The following is an 18,358-nucleotide window of genomic DNA, read 5'->3' on the forward strand; positions in this document are numbered from 1 at the left end:
ACGCGCATGAAGCTGGTCTCTGCCTGGCTGCGGATCCCCTTCTGGCAACGGGTCCTCGGCGGCTTCGTCCTCGGCGCACTGGCCGGCTGGCTGCTCGGGCCGGCCGCTGAAACCTGGTTCGGGCCCCTGGGCGATCTTTACGTCACCCTGATCAAGATGATCGCGGTCCCGCTGGTGTTCTTCGCCGTGATCAACGCCATCTCCTCGCTGCACGGGCAGAAGTCCGTCGCGGCCCTGGGCGGGCGCACCTTCCTGTGGTTCATCATCACCGCCGCGCTGGCGGTCTGCGTGGGCCTGGCCGTCGGCACCGTCATGCAGCCCGGCAGCGGCGCGCTGAGCCTGAGCATGGACCACAGCTACACCCCGCGCGAAGTGCCCAGCGTGATCAAGGTGCTGATGGATGTGGTGCCCTCCAACGTGTTCTACGCGTTGACCGGCATCGGCACCCGTATCAATGCCGCCGGTGAAACCGTCCTCGCCGCCGGCCGTGGCTCGATCCTGCCGGTGATCTTCTTCGCCGGCCTGCTCGGCTTTGCCATGGTCAAGCTGGGCGACAAAGTCAGCGAAGCCCGCAAGCTGACCGGGCAGATGAGCGAGATCATGATCCAGGTGACCCGCTTCGTGCTGGAGATCACCCCGCTGGGCACCTTCGGCCTGATCGCCGGCCTGGTCGGCAGCTACGGCTTCGAGAAACTGCTGCCGCTCGGCAACTTCGTCCTCGCCCTGTACATCGCCTGCGCCGTGCACATCGTGGTGGTCTACGGCAGCCTGCTGCTCATGCACGGCCTGAACCCGCTGAAATTCTTCCGCGGCGCCGCACCCGGCATGCAGGTCGCCTTCGTCAGCTCCTCCAGCTTCGCCGCCATGCCTGCCGCGATGCGCTCGATCACCCACAACCTCGGCGTCAACAAGGACTACGCCTCCTTCGCCGTTCCCCTGGGTGCCAGCATCAAGATGGACGGTTGCGGCGCGATCTATCCCGCCCTGTGCGCGGTCTTCATCGCCCAGTACACCGGCGTCCCGCTCACCCCCGAGCAGTACATCGTCGTACTGATCGCCTCGGTGCTGGGCAGCTTCGGCACCGCCGGCGTCCCCGGCACCGCTGTGGTCATGGCCACCGTCGTGCTCAGCGCCGCCAACCTCCCGCTGGAAACCATCGGCTACCTCTACGCCATCGACCGCATCCTCGACATGATGCGCACGATGACCAACGTCACCGGCCAGATGCTGGTCCCGGTCATCGTCGCCAAGGAAACCGGCCTGCTCGACCGCGCGGTCTACGACAACCCATCGACCAACCTCGGCGTCGATGAAGGCGAAGAACGAACGTCCTGATGCAGGCACGAACGCAGCACCCAAAGACCGGCGAGAGCCGGTCTTTTTTTGCTTGTGTGCAACTGCTTTCGCATCTTCGCTTCTTCCTGCCGAACACGCAGATGTCTGGCATCGCCGGCCCCCACGACAAAGCGACTGGCTGAAGCTGTACAAGCAAACCCGGAGCGAGCCTGAATCCGCACCGTAAACTCCTGTATCACCCGGTGTAACACTGTTGATACACCCGCACTGCGCCTACCTGTCAGCGCCACGTGATCACCGCACCAACCCATTCATCCGCTCCAACGCCAACGCCCCTGTAACAGCAATGTTGCGTGCGGATAACACGAACCGCACAGAAACCCCGCAAATACGGGCGTTCCCAACTTGGCACGAATGCTGCTCCACCCCTCCGCATGTCATCGGAGGTCGCCATGGACAGCGTTGCCGCATACCGCACACGACACACCCCACTCTGGCTGCTCGCCGCCGCGCTCATCCTGCCGGCCGCCGCCCATGCCTCCGGCGCGCGCCAGGGCGTCAAAGCCCAGTCCGGCGAAATCGTCCTCCTGCGTGATGTCTCCGCACGTCCCGCCTACCGCCCCGCACCGCCGGGCATGGCCCTCATCGCCGATCCCTCACCGCAGCGCGAAGTCGGCCAGGCCCTGGGTACGTCCGCCGGCATGGACGAACTCAGCGACGATGACTACGCCTCGCTCGGCTCCAATACCGGTGCCGGCATTCCCCGCGGGGCCACCACGATCGAACGCGTTACCGGCCACACCGTCAACAGCACCCTGGGCAAAGCCACCGACAGCGGCATGCTCTCCAGCGGCCAGTTCAGCAACACCATCGGCGGGCCCATGGGCGCGGTCGGCAACGCCACGCGCGGCATCGGCGACCAGGTCCGCGGCGCACTCGCGCAGTTCCCGCTGGGCCAGCCTGCCGGTGGGCCGGGCAAATGAACACCGTGCTGCGCACCGTCCTCCTCAGCAGCCTGCTGCTCGCGCCGCTGGCCGCCCACGCCCAGCAGCGCAATGACTATGCCGCGATGCTCTCCTACCTCAACCAGAGCCGCATCGACGGCCGCACCCTGGCCGGCGCCGATGGCGCCATCACCGTCAACATGGCCGCCGGTGATCTCAACCAGCAGGCCAACCTGATGGGCATCGCCAATGGCCGCAACGCCCACATCACCGTGGACGCGCGCCAGCAGCAGTCCAACAACGTCAGCCTCAGCGACACCGCCATGGACGCCAGCGCCACACTCGGTGGCCAGGCACTGAACGGCGCCAGCGGCGTCGCATCGATCAACCAGGCCAGCGGCAACGGCAACGCGACGCTCAACGTCGTCACCGCCACGCTGGCGCAACAGGGCATACGCGAAACGAACGACGAGGCCTTGGCCGCGTCGGGCGCACTCGCGTCAGCAGGGGGGCAGGGGGCCGTCAACAGCGGTCGGTCGGCCGGAACTCGCAGGGTGGCGGTCGAAGCCTCCGCGCTGCAGGGATTCGACGGCGTCCTGCAACTCAATCAGATCGCGGGATCCGGCAACGCCACCGCAAACCAACTGAGCATTTCGGTGCAGTCCACCCCGTGAGTAGTCACATCCACCCGATTGTCTGTGATGAGAGAGAGGGCACCATGAACACCAACATGAAACGGACCGTACTGGCCATCGCCGTTGCCGCCGCATCCGCTTCCGCCGGCGCCAATGGCTGGGGCAATGACCGCGACAACCAGAACCAGAGCGCCAACATCAACCACCTGCACAACGTGGCTGAGACGCGCACCAATACCAACACCGATACCAACACCGAAACCAATACGAACACCAACACCGATTCGCGTACCTGGAACCGGACCTGGAACAACACCCGCAACAACAACAGCACCACCAACACCACCATCAACGACAACGTCACCAGCAACCGCAACGTGACCAGCAATCGCAACGTCACCGAGAACGTCAACAAGACCAGCAACATCCAGGCCGACGAACGCCAGGAGAAGAACAACCACGGTGTTGACGTCAACATCGAAAAGGACCTGCGCCTGAGCTCGGACATCCGCTTCTCGGGTGATCCGGAAATCACCGGCTCGATCGATATCGACTCGGCCGCCATCGCGATCATCGACAACCGCCAGTCGATCACCAACAACCTGGCGGGCAATACCCTCGTGACCAACAGCGCCTCGATCGCCGACGACGTCGGTGCCGATGCCTCCGGCAACCTGGGCTTCAACGTCGCCGCCGGTGACAACAACGCGCAGGACAACGCCGCCTCGCTGTCCGCGGCCGACGCGTCCTTCAGCTTCGGCATGGCCGATGCGGAAGTCTTCGTCAACCAGTTCGGCGGTGGCAACACCACCCTCAACTCCGGCGTAACCAACGCCGCGGGCCTGGGTGGCAATGCCTTCAGCGGCGCGTCCGGCAACATCGGCGCCAACGTCGCCTCCGGCAACAACAACGAGCAGAAGAATGCGCTCGCTGCATCGGTGGCCACCAGCGCCTATGCGACCTCGAGCATCAGCTCCAACCAGGTGTCCTCCGGCAACACCGTCAGCAACGCCGGCTACCTGCAGTCGATGACCGACACCGTGGACGTGAACCTCAGTGGTCGCGTTGCCGGTGCGACGTTGGCCGTGGGTGCAGGCCGTTACAGCGGCTCGGGTAGTGCCTACCAGAAAGACAACTACTACCTGGATACCTGGAGCGGCGCGCTGGACCATCCGAGCGGCAGCGAAACCGGTCATATCGACATGGATAGCGATATCCAGAATGCCACCGCCAACCCGAATCGTCCGGGCGTGGGCGGCATTGCGTTCGACACCGATGAGCGCGGCACCAGCCAGTTCGTGGAACTGGGCGTGGCCGACCTCTACGCGAGCCTGAGCGGCACCGTGTCCACCACCCGCTGGGTGAACGTGGATGCGACCAACACCGCGGCGTTGTCCGGCAGTGCGTTCTCCGGCGCCTCCGGCAACATCGGGGTGAACGTGGCCTCCGGTACCGGCAACCTGCAGGCCAACAGTCTGGCCCTGGCGGTTGCGCAGCCCTCCACCGGCGGCGGTGGTGGCGGCGGTCCGGAACAGTAAGTCTGTCCGCTTTCGCAAGCAGTACGCGTTGAGCGTAACAAACCCGGTCATCCGCCAATGACCGGGCTCCCCGGGAGCCCCTGTCCCTTCTCCCCCTTGGGGCAGGGGCTCCTTCCTGAGCCGGAGTACACGATGTCCACCCGAATGCGCACCTGGATGCTGGCCTGGGCACTGTCGATGCTGATGATGCCGATGGGTCTCGTGCGTGCCGGCGATGTCGGCTTCAGTGGCGTGCTGCCCAACGGGGCCGTGCTCACCCAGCGCGTGGAAAGCATGCAGGAACGGCGCTTCCGCAACGTGGTGAGGCAACACACCGATTACAGCTGCGGCGCGGCTGCCCTGGCCACGATCCTGCGCTACGCCTACCACCTGGAGGCGGATGAGGGCACGGTGATCGAAGGGATGATGGGGGTTTCGGATCCACAACTGGTCCACCAGCGCGGTTTCTCGCTGCTGGACATCAAGCGTTACGTCGAATCGATGGGCATGCGCGGCCGCGGCTACCGCGTCAACGAAGAGCGCCTGCGCTCACTGCGCGTGCCCGGGCTGGTGCTGATGGATGTGCGGGGCTTCCGCCATTTCGTGGTCCTCAAACAGGTCCGTGGCGATGTGGTGGATGTAGCCGACCCGATCCTGGGCAACCGCAGCATTCCCGTCAGCGAATTTCTCCAGGCGTGGCCGTCGCGCGCCGTGTTTGTCGTGATCGGTAGTGACTTCGATCGCAACACGGTCCTGCTGCAGCCCGGTGAACGGCCGAGTGCCCGTTCGCTGTATGCCAGGCAGGGACCGATCACCGATGCCGAATTGGTCGACTTCGGATTCACCCATGCCGATCTGTTTTAAGGAGGCACCATGAACATCGCACCCTGGACGCCCGGCATCGTATTGCTCGCGCTGCTGGGCATCGCGCCGGCGCACGCCGACGACAGCCGGCCCGGCAAGGGATTGAGCGAGATCCCCGATCCGGAATTGAACCTCATGCGTGGCCGCTACACCGTCGGTGGCAACACCGTGGCGTGGTTCGGCGTCACCATGGTCTCGCAGTGGCAGACCGCCGGCGGGCAGTCGGCGCAGAGCGCGCTGAAGCTGGGCATGGACTTCAGCCACGGTGGCAGCACGCCGAAGATCAGCTTCGCACCAAGCGTGAGCGTGACCGCGGCCGATGCGCCGCTGCCGGTGACACCCGGGCGCAGCGTGGAGTCCAGCGGCCTGCAGAACGTGGCCGGTCTGAGCCAGAGCATCCAGGTCGCCGGTGACGGCAACCTGGCCAGCAATGCCACCCAGTTGACCGTACGCGATGGCACCGCACCCACGCCCACCGGCGAAGGCGCGCACCTGGCCAGCGTGCAGCAGGGCGGTGTCAGTGCGTTGGCACAGCTGGAAGGCAACACGGCGAAGGTGCAGCTGCAGATCGAGGGTGTCGGTGCGGTCCAGCAGTGGATCCGCAACGGCAGCGTCGGCCAGAGCATCGCACTGGGCAGTGATGGACAGTCGGTGACCAACCGGCTGCAGATCGACCTCGTGCGGCAGTCGCTGGTCAACAACGTTCCGCTCAACCAGAACGTGGCGCAGGCGATGACGCTGGTACGTGGGGTAGGCATGGGGCCGGGCCAGTGATCCAGCGGCACGGCAGGGGGAGCGTCAACACAACGGTGGGCCAAGGCAATGCACACGATGATCCGCGCAACACCGCTGGCGCTGGCGGCGCTGGCACTCATGGCGGCTGCGTCCGCCCATGCACAGGCGCAACAGCCTGCGCCGGATGACGCGGCCGACGTCAAGGCGCTGATGGCGCAGCTGGAAAGCCTCAAGGCCAACTACGCGCAGGAAGTACGACGCCTGCGCGAACTGGACATGCAGGTGCAGGCCATGCAGGCACGGCTGACCGGCAAGACCGCGCCGGTCGCCGGTGCCGCACCTCCACCCCAACAGGCAGTGCCGGCAGGCACGCCCGCAGCGCCGGCCAGTGCCGACGGCTATGCCAGCTCGGCGGCCGAGGCCCAACAGGCCAAGCAGGAATCGCGGCGCAGCGTGGATGACGTCAAGCAGCAGCAGGCTGCGCTCTTCAGCCGCCGCTTTACACTCGAAAACAGCCTCTCCTACGCCCGCTATGACCGCAAGCAGCTCAGTCTCAACGGGTTCCTGGCGCTGGATGCGATCTTCCTGGGCAATATCGCCATCGAGAATGTCGAGTCGGACACGCTGACCTACAACCTGGCTGCGCGCTGGGGCGTCAGCCCGCGCCTGACCTTGAACCTGGACGTCCCCTATCTGGCGCGCAAGACGGTGTTCCAGAAGGGCGGCGCCGGCGGTTCGGCCGCGGCGATCGCGCAGGAAGAAACCACCGGCAACGGCATCGGCGATGTGGGCATGAGCGCCAACTACCGGCTGTTCGCCGAACGTGGGCGGCTGCCGGAAACCGTGCTGACCGTGGGTGCGACCGCGCCGACCGGGCGCGCGCCGTACGGGCTGGACTGGAAGGTGCTCGAGCGCGACGACGATGACTTCATCCGTTTCGCCGTGCCCGAACAGCAACCCACCGGCAATGGCGTGTGGCAGGCCAACATCGGCCTGTCGGCGGTGAAGACCGCCGATCCGGCGATCCTGTTCGCCAATATCGGCTACATCCATTCGTTCCCACGCAGCTTCGATGATATCGACGCCAACCCGGACACCACCAACCCGGGCGACGTGAAGCTCGGCGGCTCGTACTACTTCGGTGCCGGCGTGGCCTTCGCGTTCAACGAGCGCACCAGCCTGAGCATCTCCTTCAGCGACAAGCTGAGCGCGCGCGCCTCCACGCGCTACAAGAACGGCCAGTGGCTCAAGGTGATCGGCAGTGATGCCAACGCGGGCACGCTCAACCTGGGCATCACCTATGCCCTCAACCAGAAGACCACCCTGGTGAGCCTGCTCGGCATCGGCCTGACCCCGGACGCACCGGACTTCACCCTGGCCTTCAAGGTGCCGTACAGCTTGTGAGCGCGACTGCGCACACGCTCGTTGGTCGGCGTCAGCGCAGTTCGGGCAGCGCGAGCTGGTGCTTGCGGCACAGCCGGTAGACCGTCACCCGCGAGACCTGCATGTGGCGGGCGCAGGCGGTGATGTTGAAATCGTTCTGGCGCAGCGCATGCAGCAGGGTCTCGCGTTCGGCGACCTGCTTTGCCCCCTGCAGGCCACGCTCGACGGTGGGCAGCAGCGGTTGGCTCAGCTCCAGGTCCGCCGCGCTGATCAGCTCGGTATCGCTGACGATCGCCGCACGCTGCACCCGGTTGAGCAGCTCGCGCACATTGCCCGGCCAGGCGAAGCATTCCAGCGCCTGGATCGCCTCGGCGGTGAAGCCGCGCGCACGGGTGACGTGCCGGTGCCGGAAGCTGGCGAGGAAGTGGTGGGCCAGCAGCGCGATGTCGCTGCCGCGCTCACGCAGAGGCGGCAGGGGCAGGCGCAGCACATTGAGCCGGTAGAACAGGTCGCGACGGAAGTGGCCCTGTTCGACCGCCTTCTCAAGATCCACGTGGGTGGCGGCGAGCACGCGCACGTCCACCTCCAGCGGCCGATTGCTGCCGACGCGCTCGACCGTCCCCTCCTGCAGCACGCGCAGCAGGTTGGTCTGCGCATCCAGCGGCAGGTCGCCGATTTCGTCGAGGAACACGGTGCCGCCACTGGCCGATTCGAACAGGCCCAAGCGCCGCGTCGCCGCACCGGTGAAGGCGCCGCGCTCGTGGCCGAACAGCTCGGACTGCACCAGCGCGGCCGGGATGGCGCCGCAGTTCACCGCCAGGAACGGGCGCGCGTGGCGTGCCGACAGCGCATGCAGCGCCTGGGCGGCCAGTTCCTTGCCGGTGCCGGTTTCGCCGGTGATCAGCACCGGCAGGTCCACCGGCGCGTATTTGCGGATCGCCGCACGGGTCACCTGCAGCACGGCACTGTCGCCGATCAGGGACTGTGGGCCATGTTTGGCGGGCGGCGGTTCCGCGCCGGCCAGTTGCTGCAGCCGCTGCACGACGCGCGGCAGGTCGATCGGCGCGGTGTAGGTATCCACGCAGGCAGCGAGCAGTGCATCCAGCATCGGCGAGGCGCGCAGCGGCGCGGCCGGCAACAGGGCCAGCAGGCTCATGTGGCGGTGGTCGACCAGCAACTGCTGGAGATGGGCCAGGTTGGCCGGGACCGTGGTGCGCAGGTCCAGCAGGCCCACGACCTGGTCGCTGCCGCGCATGCCGATGCCGGCGCACTGTTCGGGGGCCACGCCGCGGACCTGCCAACCGGCCGCAGCGAGGGTCGCCCGTTCAAGCGCGAGGGGCTGCCCAAACCAGATCACACACCGGGCAGGAAAATCGGGGACAGCCGCCATGCGTCACCTTGTCGACGAGGATCGCGGGCGGTGTCTGCTGCCTGATCGGTTGCCACGGACGTGCCGCCCCACGTCCGGGTCCGTCCCCCGCCACGGTGCGCAAGCGCCGGGCGCGTCGCCGGCCGGGAAAACGGCGGTGACAGAGAAGGGAACGCGGGTTGGGCCGGTCAGCGGCCAGTGCCGGTCGCCCAACGAAAAAGGCCGCTGCAGGGCAGCGGCCTTCGATCGGGCGGTTCAACAGGGCGCGTCAGAGGTCGACGCGGCGGGCCTGCATGAACTTGCCGCCCCAGTAGCCGCTGACCAGGCTGTCGACGCGGACGTCCTTGCCGGTGCTGGGGGCATGCAGGAAGCGGCCTTCGCCGACATAGATGCCGACGTGGTCGACCCGGCCCTTGCGGCCGAAGAACACCAGATCGCCAGCCGCCAGCGCGTTGCGGTCATTGATCAGTTCGGCAGCGCCGTCATGGGCCATCTCGCGGGAAACGCGCGGCAGTTCGACGCCCAGCGCGGTCCGGAACACATAGCCGACCAGGCCACTGCAGTCGAAACCGCTGTCCGGCGAGGTGCCGCCCCAGCGGTACGGCGTGCCGAGCAGGGTCATCGCACGGCGCAGCAGGGACTGGACCTTGCCGTTGTCGGCAGCGCCGCCGACCACGGCATTGGCGCCGGTGCTGGCGTCGTAATTGGCGAGCAGGCGGCTCAGATCGCCGGCGAACATCGCCGAGCGGTCCATGAGAGGGATGGTGTCGTTGGCCGCCAGGTGCGGAAGCAGGGCGGCGAGGGTGGCGCTGGCAGCGGCATCGGCCTTGCTGCGGGCCGGCGCATCCGCTTTGGGCTTGGCCGGCGCGGAAGAATCAGGGGTGACAGTGACGGGGGATGCGGCAACCTCGGGAGCGGTCGTCGGTGCGGACTGTGCCCAGGCCGGAAGGCTGGCCAGGCAGAGTGCTGCAGCGAGGAAAGCAGGTCGGGCGCGTCGCCGGGTTGCGGCGGTCTGGCCTTTGCACGTCAGGTCGTCTGTCGTCACGCGGCGGTCACTGAATAAAAACGATGGGTGATGATGCCGTGTAAGCGCAGTGATTAGGTACAAATTTCGTTAATTTTTCGTTTAAAACTACGTGACTTTGGTCACAAATTTGGACCTTACCCCTGTTCAGTTTAGTTAAGGACGCGTTTCGCTCCCGTGTAGTGGTCCTTCCAGTAGGGCCCGCCCAGTGAGTCCAGCCGCACCGTGCCGCCGGTGCTGGGGGCGTGCACGAAGCGGCCTTCCCCGACATAGATGCCGACATGGAAGACGTTGCCCTTGTTGCCGAAAAACACCAGGTCGCCGGGCGCCAGGCGCTTGGGATCGATCTTCGGCCCCTGCACGGCGGCCAGATCGCGCGAGGTGCGCGGCAGGCGCAGGTCGAGCATCTCGCGGTACACATACGCGACCAGGCCGCTGCAGTCGAAACCGGATTCGGGGGTGTTGCCGCCGTAGCGGTAAGGCGTGCCGACCAGGCCGATCGCGCGCATCAGCACGGCGTTGGCGGCCTGCGGATCGTTCGGGGCCACGCTGGGCCAGACCTGGGTCGAGGCGGGCGGCGGGGCCGGGCGGGTGGTCTTGCCGCCGCTGCAGGCGCTCAGCAGGGCGATGATCGCCAGCAGGGCCAGCTGGCCGGGCAGGCGGGTCAGGCGCGAAACTGGCGTCATGTGCATGTTGTCCGGATAATGCGCGACCTTAGAAGGCCGTCATGATGGCGGCGTATCCGGCAGGCCACAACCCGCCTCACCCGTCTGCCCTCGGCAGTCTCCAGACCAGAGTTGCGCATGAAGATCGAAAAAGACCGCGTCGTCCGTTTCCATTACACCGTCGCCGAGCAGGGCCAGGAGCCGATCGAGAGCTCCAAGGACCGTGATCCGCTGGCGATCCTGATCGGCCACGGCAACATCATCCCGGGCCTGGAAAACGCCATGATGGACAAGGAGGCCGGCGCCACCTTCGAAGTGGACGTCAAGGCGACCGACGCCTACGGCGAGCGCCGCGAAGGCCTGACCCAGCGCGTGCCCAAGAAGCACTTCGGCACCAGCAAGCTGGTCCCGGGCCAGCAGGTCGTGCTGCAGACCAACTTCGGCCCGCGTGCGGTCACCGTCGAGAAGGTCGGCATGAGCGTGGTCGACGTCGACCTGAACCATCCGATGGCCGGCAAGGACCTGCACTTCAACGTCGAGATCGTTGACGTGCGCGAAGCCAGCAAGGAAGAAATCGAGCACGGCCACGTGCACGGCGACGGCGGCCACCAGCACTGAGTGCGGTGACCCTTCGTTGATCCAACGGCCCGCTTCGGCGGGCCGTTTTCGTTTGTGCGGCAGGCCCGCGCGCGCACGGCATAATGGTGGACCTGGTCAGCGGATTGCCTGTGAACGCAGCTTCTTCACCTTTGCAGCCGGTGGGTGCCCACGAGCGCATCGCCGTCATCGACATCCTGCGCGGGTTCGCGCTGCTGGGCATCCTGCTGATGAACATGGAGGCGTTCAGCAGTCCGCTGGATCTGTCGTTCACCGGCATCGATCCGCATTGGCAGGGCGCCGACTACTGGGCCGACGCGGCCATCTACGTGCTGGTCCAGGGAAAGTTCTTCACCCTGTTCTCGCTGCTGTTCGGCGCGGGCTTCTCGGTGATGGCGCAGCGCGCAGAGCTCGCCGGCCGCGCGTTCACGCCGTTCTATCTGCGCCGCAGTGCGGCACTGTTGCTGATTGGTCTGTGCCACGCGCTGCTGGTCTGGTCCGGCGACATCTTGGTCATCTATGCGCTGATCTCACTGCTGTTGCTGGCCTGCCGCGAGGCGCCGCGCAGTTGGCTGCCGGCGATGGGCGCGATCAGCTACCTGGGCGCGGCCGCCCTGGTGATGGTGCTGGGCGCCTTGATGAGCTGGATGACCAGCATGGAGCATACCCAGGCGCCGCTGCGCGAAGCCATCGCACAGGCCGAACAGACGATCGAACTGCAGCGTCAGGCCTACGCGCACGGCAGCTGGGCGCAGGCCGTGGGTCAGCGCCTGCATGATCTGGGCGCGATGTTGTCCGGGATCTTCGTCATCGGCCCGGAAGTGCTGGGCATGTTCCTGATCGGCAGCTGGTTCGCCCGCAGTGGTGCGCTGGCCGAGCCGGAGCGTTTCGCGCGGCTGTATGCACGGCTGCGCTGGGTTGCGCTGCCGACCGGCCTGGTCCTGATGCTGGGCAGTGCGATCTGGCACCCCTACCAGGCGCCCGGCACACTCGATCTGCCCGGCGGCGCAGCGTATGCGATCAGTGCGCTGGCCGGATTGCTGATGTGCCTGGGGTATCTGGCCTGGATCGTGCACTGGCGCGCGCGCCTGCAGCTGCTGGCACCGATGGGGCGGATGGCGCTGACCCATTACATCGGCCAGTCGCTGGTCTGCACCTGGGTGTTCTACGGCTACGGACTGGGGGCGTTCGAGACGATGCCGCGGCTGTGGCAGATCCCGTTCGCGCTGGCATTGTTCGCGGTGCAGGTCGCGATCAGCCATGCGTGGCTGCGGTATTTCCGTTTCGGGCCGCTGGAGTGGATCTGGCGCGCGATGACCTATCTGCAGTGGCCGCCGCTGCGTCGGGCCTGACACGGCGGCGCCACGTCCCCTCACGTCTGGATCGCGGCCGGTCGTGGCATGCTGGAGGTGCGCATGAGCGTCGGCACCGGCCCGTTGATGGCAGACCTGATCAACCACGCACGCCGGCGTTCGATCCTGCCCCTTACCGAGTTGAGCGATGCCAATGACGACGCAATACGACTATGACCTGATCGTGCTGGGCGGTGGTTCCGGCGGCTTGGCTGCGGCCTTCCGCGCGGCGCAGCACGGCCAGCGGGTGGCGATGCTGGAGCCGGGTGAACTCGGCGGCACCTGCGTCAACGTCGGCTGCGTGCCGAAGAAGGCGATGTGGCTGGCCGCCGATCTGTCCGGGCGGATCGGCCTGGCCGCGGCGATGGGCTTCGATGTCCCGGTGCGCCCGTCGCTGGACTGGAAGGAACTGGTGGTGCATCGCCAGGCCTACATCGCCAACATCCATGCCAGCTATCTCAAGCGCCTGGATGAGAACAAGGTGGTACGCGTGCCGCGCCGCGGTCGGCTGGTCGATGCGCACACGGTGGAATGCAGCGATGGCGTGCGCATCAGTGCCGCGCACCTGCTGATCGCGACCGGCGCACATCCGCAGCGCCCCGATATTCCCGGTGCCGGACTGGGGCTGGTCTCCGATGATTTCTTCAACCTGTGCAGCGCGCCGGCGCGGGTCGCGATCGTCGGCGGCGGCTACATCGCGGTGGAACTGGCCGGGCTGCTGCAGGCGCTGGGCAGCCGCGTGACCCTGCTGGTACGGGGTGAGCGCCTGCTCGAGCGTTTCGATGCGGAACTCACCGCGCAGCTTGCCGAAAACCTGCGCCATCAGGGCGTGCAGGTCCACTTCGGCTATCGCCTGCGCGAGCTGCAGCGTGACGGCGACGCCGTGGTCGCGCTCGGCCATGATGGGCCCGCCGATGGTCACTTCGATGCGCTGTTCTTCGCCACCGGCCGACGCGGCAACAGTGCCGATCTGGGGCTGGAAGCGGTGGGCGTGGTGGTGGGTGACAAGGGCGAGGTGGAGGTCGACGAGTGGCAGACCACCGCAGTGCCGAGCATTCATGCCGTGGGCGATATCGCCGGGAAGGTGGGGCTGACGCCGGTGGCGATCGCCGCCGCGCGCAAGCTGATGGACCGCCTGTTCGGCGGCCAGCCGCAGGCGAAGATGGACTATGAGAACGTGGCCAGCGTGGTGTTCTCGCACCCGGCGCTGGGCGCGGTGGGGCTGAGCGAAGAAGAGGCCTGCGCGAGGTACGGCGACGTCCGCGTGTACCGCAGCAACTTCCGCCCGATGCTGCAGGCGCTGGCCGATGGCACCCAGCGCAGCCTGTTCAAACTGGTCTGCGTGGGCGAAGAGGAGCGGGTGGTCGGTGTGCACCTGCTCGGCGAGGCGGCGGATGAAATCCTGCAGGGGTTCGCGCTGGCGGTGAAGATGGGCGTGACCAAGGCCCAGTTCGACGACACCGTGGCGATCCATCCGACCTCGGCAGAAGAAGTCGTACTGATGCGGTAGCAACGCGCATTCGCGCATCGCTCCCAAGGTTTGCGATGCAAACCTTGGGCCCCGCCTCACCATCACCCACATCCCCGCGCCTGTCGGCGCGCCCCCTTGACTCAAGGGGGCTGCTCCACCCGCCTGGTATCCGTGGGTGTCGAGCATGCGACAATTCCAGTTCCCCCGCTGCCCAGCCGCCTCCGTGCGGCTGTCCGCCGTCCTGATGTCGTCACCCGTTTCCCCGCTTCCCACCTCCTCCAGCCGCATCGCCGCCGGCGGCATCGCCCTGGCCGCGATCGGCGCCATTGCCGCCTCGGGCAAGGCGGTCATCGTCAAGCTGGCGTATCGGCATGGCGTGGATGCCACCACGCTGCTGGCGCTGCGGATGTTGATGGCCTTTCCGCTGTTCGCCCTGCTGGCCGTCTGGTCCGCGCGGCGCGCGCCGGCGCTGTCATGGGGCGATCGCGGGCGGGTGGTGTGGCTGGGTTTCACCGGCTATTACCTGTCCAGCCTGCTGGACTTCCAGGGCCTGCAGTACATCAGCGTCACCCTGGAACGGCTGATCCTGTACTTGAACCCGACGCTGGTCCTGCTGATCAGCCTGGTGCTGCTGAAAAAACGCCCCGGACGCTGGCAGGTCGCCGCACTGGTGCTCAGCTATCTCGGCGTACTGCTGGCCTTCGGCCATGACCTGCAGCTGGAAGGCGGGCGCATCGTGCTGGGCAGCGCGCTGGTGTTCGCCAGTGCGCTGAGCTATGCGCTGTATCTGTTCGGCAGTGGCCAGGTGGTGGCGCGGATCGGTGCGATTCGGCTGACCGCTTATGCCAGCTGCGTGGCCTGCGTGCTGTGCGTGCTGCACTTCGCGGTGCTGCATCCGATGTCGGCGCTGGGCCAGGCACCGGTGCCGGTGTACTGGCTGTCCCTGATCAATGCGACGGTGTGCACGGCGCTGCCGGTAATGGCGATCATGCTCGCGGTGAAGCGGATCGGCTCGTCGCTGGCCGCGCAGGTGGGTATGCTCGGTCCAGTCTCCACCATCGTGATGAGTCTATGGCTGCTCGACGAACCCATGGGGCCGTGGCAGATCCTCGGCACGGCGCTGGTCCTGCTCGGCGTGCTGCTGGTCAGCCGGGTCCGCGCGTGAACGCGGCCGCGATCGGCGATGACCCGGCGGCACAGGCGCGTGCGCGCATCCTGGCGGTGATCCGCGCGATCCCGCGCGGGCAGGTGATGGGCTATGGCCAGGTGGCGGCCAAGGCGGGGCTGCCGGGCAGGGCGCGGCTGACCGCGCGCGTGCTTGGCATGAATGACGACCCGGAACTGCCATGGCACCGCGTGCTGCGCTCTGACGGGCGCATCGCGATGCCGGAAGGCTCGGCCGGCTGGAAGGAACAGAGCCAGCGGCTGCGCGCCGAGGGCGTGGCGATCGAGCGGGGGCGGGTCAAGGGCATGCCGGCGGCCGGCGCGGACGATCTGGATGCCGCCCTGTGGGGCCCGGGCTGACGCTGCCTGGGCGTTGAACAAGGCGCGCTGGCGCGCAGCGTGCGGCCGGGTGCTGCGGCTATGATGGGCGCAGTTCCAAAGGATGCCCCCATGTTTCCGCGACTGCCTACCGTCACCAAAGCGTTGTTGATCGCCAACGCCGTGCTGTTCCTGCTGCAGCAGCCGTTCCTGCTCGGCAACGGCACCTTCGAGCCCTTCATGCTGCAGCCGTTGGGCGGCGGCTTCGATCCGTTCTCGCCGGGTGGCAACTTCCAGCCGTGGCAACTGCTCACCTATGGCTTCCTGCATGGGAGCTTCGGCCATCTGTTCTTCAACATGCTCGCGCTCTTCATGTTCGGTGCGCCGCTGGAACAGACCTGGGGCGAAAAGCGCTTCCTGACCTATTACCTGGTGTGCGTGGCCGGTGCCGGCCTGTGCCAGCTGCTGGTCGGCATGATGCTGGCCGACCCGGCCACGGTCCTGGGCGCTTCCGGTGGCGTGTTCGGCCTGTTGCTGGCCTACGGCATGCTGTTCCCGAACCAGCGCGTGATGCTGCTGTTCCCGCCGATCCCGATGAAGGCACGTACCTTCGTGATCGTCTTCGGCGCGATGGAGCTGATGCTGGGCGCCACCGGCTGGCAGCCGGGCGTGGCCCATTTCGCCCACCTGGGCGGCATGCTGTTCGGCTGGCTGTTGATCCGCTACTGGCGCGGCCAACCGCCGTTCAACAACCGGCGTCCGCCGGGCCCTCCGAAGCGACCCAATCACCTGCGCAGCATCAAGTAAGGCAAATAACAGGGACGGAGGTAGTTAATAACCACCTCCGTCCCCGTTAAATGAAAAGGGCGCCCGGTGGGCGCCCTTTTCGTCTGCTGTGTTGCAGCGCTCAGCGCCAGACCTTGATCTGGTCGTTGTCCACGCGCTGCATCGGCTGGCCCGGCTTGCAGGTGAAGGTGGCACCAAAGGCCGGCAGGTTGGACAGCGGGCCGTTGGTGCGCCAGCGGCCCGGGGCCAGGATGTCCGAGGTCACGCGCTGGGCGGCGACGTTCGGCGACAACTGCTGCGGCCACAGGTTCGCCCAGCCACGGAAGAAACCCTGCTGCGCGGCCGGCTTGGCGGCCGGTTCGACAGCCTTGTAAGCCTCCCACGCCAGTTCCAGGCCGGCCAGATCGGCCAGGTTCTCTTCGCGGGTGAGTTCGCCGTTGACCTTGGCCCCCTTGACGCCCGGGTAGTCGTAACCGCTGTACTGCGCGGCCACGCGGTTGCCGAACAGGGTCCAGGCGGTCTTGTCGGCCGGGGTCCACCAGCTGCGCAGTTCGCCCTTGGCATCGACCAGCGCGCCCTTGGCGTCGATCGCACGGGTCAGCTCGTGGGCGACCAGCGCGCCGTAGCTGCCGAACAGCTCGGCGGTATCGCCCTTGGCATTGAACACCGGGCCCTGCAGCACGGCGGCGGTGACGATCAGGCGGTTCTGCGCGATGTCATACGCCAGCGCCGGCTGCTGCGGCAGCACGTCCCAGCGGCGGTCGGCGTTGCCCTTGCCGATGCGCTTCATTTCTTCGCGGTGGCGCCAGGTGGAGGCGATCAGCATGTTGCCGCCGAAGCTGCCACGGCCCATCGGCTGCACGGTGTAATCCAGATCGCGCAGCGGGGTGCCGATCTCGATCTTCAGTGCGGCCAGTTTGGCCTGCGCTTCGGTCTTGGCTTCGTCGCTCATCCAGGTGCTGCGCTTGACCGCGTCGATCTGCACTTCGCGGATCTTGTCCACGACCAGGGCGGCCTTGCGACGGTCATCGGCCGACAGGTGCCTGGCCGCGTACTCGCGACCTACCATCGGGCCGGCAGCGACGTTGATCGCGTCCAGCACCTGCTCCCAGCGCGCCGGCGGCAGGGTCTGGCCACGGATCACGCGGCCGCGGAATTCGAACTCGGCGTCGCGGTAGGCCTTGGACAGGTACGGTGCCATGGCATCACCCACGCGCCAGCGCAGGTAGACCTTCCACTGCTCCGGCTTGAGCCGGGTGATCATGCCGTCGAGTTGCTTGAACAGCGCCGGATCGGACAGCGAGACCAGGTCGTCGTTGACGCCCTGTGCCTTCAGGAAGGCCTCCAGCTGCAGGTTGCGATAGCGGCTGTTGAGCTCCTTGGTGGAGATCGGCGCGTAGTTGTTGAACGGGTTGTTGATGCCCGCCAGCGACTGCGCGTTGCGCGCCAGTTCGGTTTCCAGGGCGATCACCGACTGCGACTCGGCATCGAGCTTGTTGGCCGGGGTGCCGGTCAGGGCCAGCACCTGCTTGACGTAATTGCGGTAGCGCCCCATCAGCGCGACGGTGTCGGCATCGGTGCGGGTGTAGAACGCCGGGTCCGGCAGGCCCATGCCACCCTGCATGAAGTAGCCGATGTGGCGGTCCAGCGCCTTCAGGTCCACGTCCGGCGCGAAGTTGAAGGCCACCGGGATACCGACCTGGTGCAGCGCGGCGATCGAGGCCGGCACGTCCTTGGCCTTCTTGATCGCGTTGATGCGGGTCAGCAGCGGGGCGATCGGGTTGGACCCGTCGGCTTCCACCGCGGCCTCGTCCAGGCCACTGGCCCAGAAGTCGCCCAGCAGCTTCTGCACGTTGCCCTGCGGTGCCTTCATCGCGCCATCCAGCAGTTCACGCTGCTGCTGGCGGGTACGGTCGGCCAGCTGGCCCAGGGCGGTGGTGGCGCCGGTCTGCGGTACCGGGTTGGCCTTCAACCAGGTCGCATTGGTGGCCTCGTAGAAGTCGCTGCACTGCGCGCTGACGGCCGGCGCGCGGGCGGCGGCCTTCTTCTTCGGCGCGGCATGCGCATCGTGTGCGATGACCAGGGAGGCCAGGCTCAGGCCCAGGGCAATGGCGAGCGGACGGAGGTTGGACATGTAAAGCGAATCCAGCGGGGATGAGATCGCGCGAGTGTACCAAGCAAAGCGAAACGAGCGTGATGGCAAGCGCGCGCCCAAAAAACAAAGGCCCGGGAAAATCC

16 protein-coding genes and 1 pseudogene are annotated in these 18,358 nt (G+C 66.9%); 13 read left to right on the forward strand and 4 right to left on the reverse strand.

Going from position 1 to position 18,358, the window contains the following annotated elements; all coding sequences use genetic code 11:
- Window positions 1-6: 6 nt before the first annotated feature.
- The 7 genes from HDC96_RS00540 to HDC96_RS00570 all read left to right on the forward strand — a co-directional run bounded on the left by HDC96_RS00540 (window position 7) and on the right by HDC96_RS00570 (window position 7,395).
- Window positions 7-1,335 carry a dicarboxylate/amino acid:cation symporter gene (locus HDC96_RS00540; RefSeq protein ID WP_176989255.1) on the forward strand — a complete coding sequence of 443 codons (1,329 nt, stop codon included), beginning with the start codon at window positions 7-9 and terminating at the stop codon, window positions 1,333-1,335.
- A 413-nt stretch (window positions 1,336-1,748) separates the two neighbouring features.
- Window positions 1,749-2,279: a hypothetical protein gene (locus tag HDC96_RS00545; protein ID WP_179458309.1), complete on the forward strand. Its 531-nt coding sequence runs from the start codon at window positions 1,749-1,751 to the stop codon at window positions 2,277-2,279.
- The gene (locus HDC96_RS00550; RefSeq protein ID WP_257018543.1) at window positions 2,276-2,914 is read left to right on the forward strand and encodes a hypothetical protein; all 639 of its coding nucleotides are present in this window, start codon (window positions 2,276-2,278) and stop codon (window positions 2,912-2,914) included. The genes HDC96_RS00545 and HDC96_RS00550 overlap by 4 nt, the downstream gene beginning before the upstream one ends.
- Window positions 2,915-2,958: 44 nt before the next feature.
- Window positions 2,959-4,413 (forward strand): adhesin, encoded by a 1,455-nt coding sequence (locus HDC96_RS00555; RefSeq protein WP_179458310.1) that lies wholly within the window; start codon window positions 2,959-2,961, stop codon window positions 4,411-4,413.
- 156 nt (window positions 4,414-4,569) lie between these two features.
- On the forward strand, window positions 4,570-5,256 hold the full coding sequence (locus HDC96_RS00560; RefSeq protein ID WP_176989521.1) for a C39 family peptidase: 687 nt from the start codon (window positions 4,570-4,572) through the stop codon (window positions 5,254-5,256).
- A 9-nt stretch (window positions 5,257-5,265) separates the two neighbouring features.
- Window positions 5,266-6,030 (forward strand): hypothetical protein, encoded by a 765-nt coding sequence (locus tag HDC96_RS00565; RefSeq protein WP_179458311.1) that lies wholly within the window; start codon window positions 5,266-5,268, stop codon window positions 6,028-6,030.
- Window positions 6,031-6,078: 48 nt separating this feature from the next.
- A complete protein-coding gene (locus HDC96_RS00570; protein WP_179458312.1) occupies window positions 6,079-7,395 on the forward strand; it encodes a hypothetical protein in 1,317 nt (438 codons plus the stop codon).
- 31 nt (window positions 7,396-7,426) lie between these two features.
- On the opposite strand, the gene HDC96_RS00575 is transcribed toward HDC96_RS00570, so the two are convergent.
- From HDC96_RS00575 to HDC96_RS00585, 3 genes are all read right to left on the reverse strand, one after another.
- A complete protein-coding gene (locus HDC96_RS00575) occupies window positions 7,427-8,764 on the reverse strand; it encodes a sigma-54 dependent transcriptional regulator (protein ID WP_179458313.1) in 1,338 nt (445 codons plus the stop codon).
- A gap of 247 nt (window positions 8,765-9,011) precedes the next feature.
- Window positions 9,012-9,773 carry a C40 family peptidase gene (locus tag HDC96_RS00580; protein WP_218842042.1) on the reverse strand — a complete coding sequence of 254 codons (762 nt, stop codon included), beginning with the start codon at window positions 9,771-9,773 and terminating at the stop codon, window positions 9,012-9,014.
- A gap of 146 nt (window positions 9,774-9,919) precedes the next feature.
- A complete protein-coding gene (locus tag HDC96_RS00585) occupies window positions 9,920-10,459 on the reverse strand; it encodes a C40 family peptidase (RefSeq protein WP_179458315.1) in 540 nt (179 codons plus the stop codon).
- 111 nt (window positions 10,460-10,570) lie between these two features.
- Between HDC96_RS00585 and HDC96_RS00590 the strand changes: the two genes are divergently transcribed.
- The 6 genes and pseudogenes from HDC96_RS00590 to HDC96_RS00615 all read left to right on the forward strand — a co-directional run bounded on the left by HDC96_RS00590 (window position 10,571) and on the right by HDC96_RS00615 (window position 16,141).
- The gene (locus HDC96_RS00590) at window positions 10,571-11,050 is read left to right on the forward strand and encodes a peptidylprolyl isomerase (protein WP_088433264.1); all 480 of its coding nucleotides are present in this window, start codon (window positions 10,571-10,573) and stop codon (window positions 11,048-11,050) included.
- An 83-nt stretch (window positions 11,051-11,133) separates the two neighbouring features.
- Window positions 11,134-12,539 (forward strand): annotated as a pseudogene (locus HDC96_RS00595) (DUF418 domain-containing protein).
- Window positions 12,536-13,891, forward strand: coding sequence for a glutathione-disulfide reductase (gene gorA / locus HDC96_RS00600; protein ID WP_179458317.1), 1,356 nt, complete (start codon window positions 12,536-12,538; stop codon window positions 13,889-13,891). Before HDC96_RS00595 ends, gorA begins: the two are co-directional and overlap by 4 nt.
- A gap of 205 nt (window positions 13,892-14,096) precedes the next feature.
- Window positions 14,097-15,017, forward strand: a complete 921-nt coding sequence (locus tag HDC96_RS00605; RefSeq protein WP_179458318.1) for a DMT family transporter — start codon at window positions 14,097-14,099, stop codon at window positions 15,015-15,017.
- Window positions 15,014-15,376: an MGMT family protein gene (locus HDC96_RS00610; protein ID WP_319210956.1), complete on the forward strand. Its 363-nt coding sequence runs from the start codon at window positions 15,014-15,016 to the stop codon at window positions 15,374-15,376. Before HDC96_RS00605 ends, HDC96_RS00610 begins: the two co-directional genes overlap by 4 nt.
- Before the next feature lie 90 nt (window positions 15,377-15,466).
- Window positions 15,467-16,141: a rhomboid family intramembrane serine protease gene (locus tag HDC96_RS00615; protein WP_179458319.1), complete on the forward strand. Its 675-nt coding sequence runs from the start codon at window positions 15,467-15,469 to the stop codon at window positions 16,139-16,141.
- 100 nt (window positions 16,142-16,241) lie between these two features.
- On the opposite strand, the gene HDC96_RS00620 is transcribed toward HDC96_RS00615, so the two are convergent.
- On the reverse strand, window positions 16,242-18,254 hold the full coding sequence (locus tag HDC96_RS00620) for a M13 family metallopeptidase (protein ID WP_179458320.1): 2,013 nt from the start codon (window positions 18,252-18,254) through the stop codon (window positions 16,242-16,244).
- Between the last annotated feature and the right edge of the window lie 104 nt (window positions 18,255-18,358).

This window comes from Stenotrophomonas sp. JAI102, from assembly GCF_013409105.1.
Taxonomy (GTDB): Bacteria; Pseudomonadota; Gammaproteobacteria; order Xanthomonadales; family Xanthomonadaceae; genus Stenotrophomonas; species Stenotrophomonas maltophilia_AA.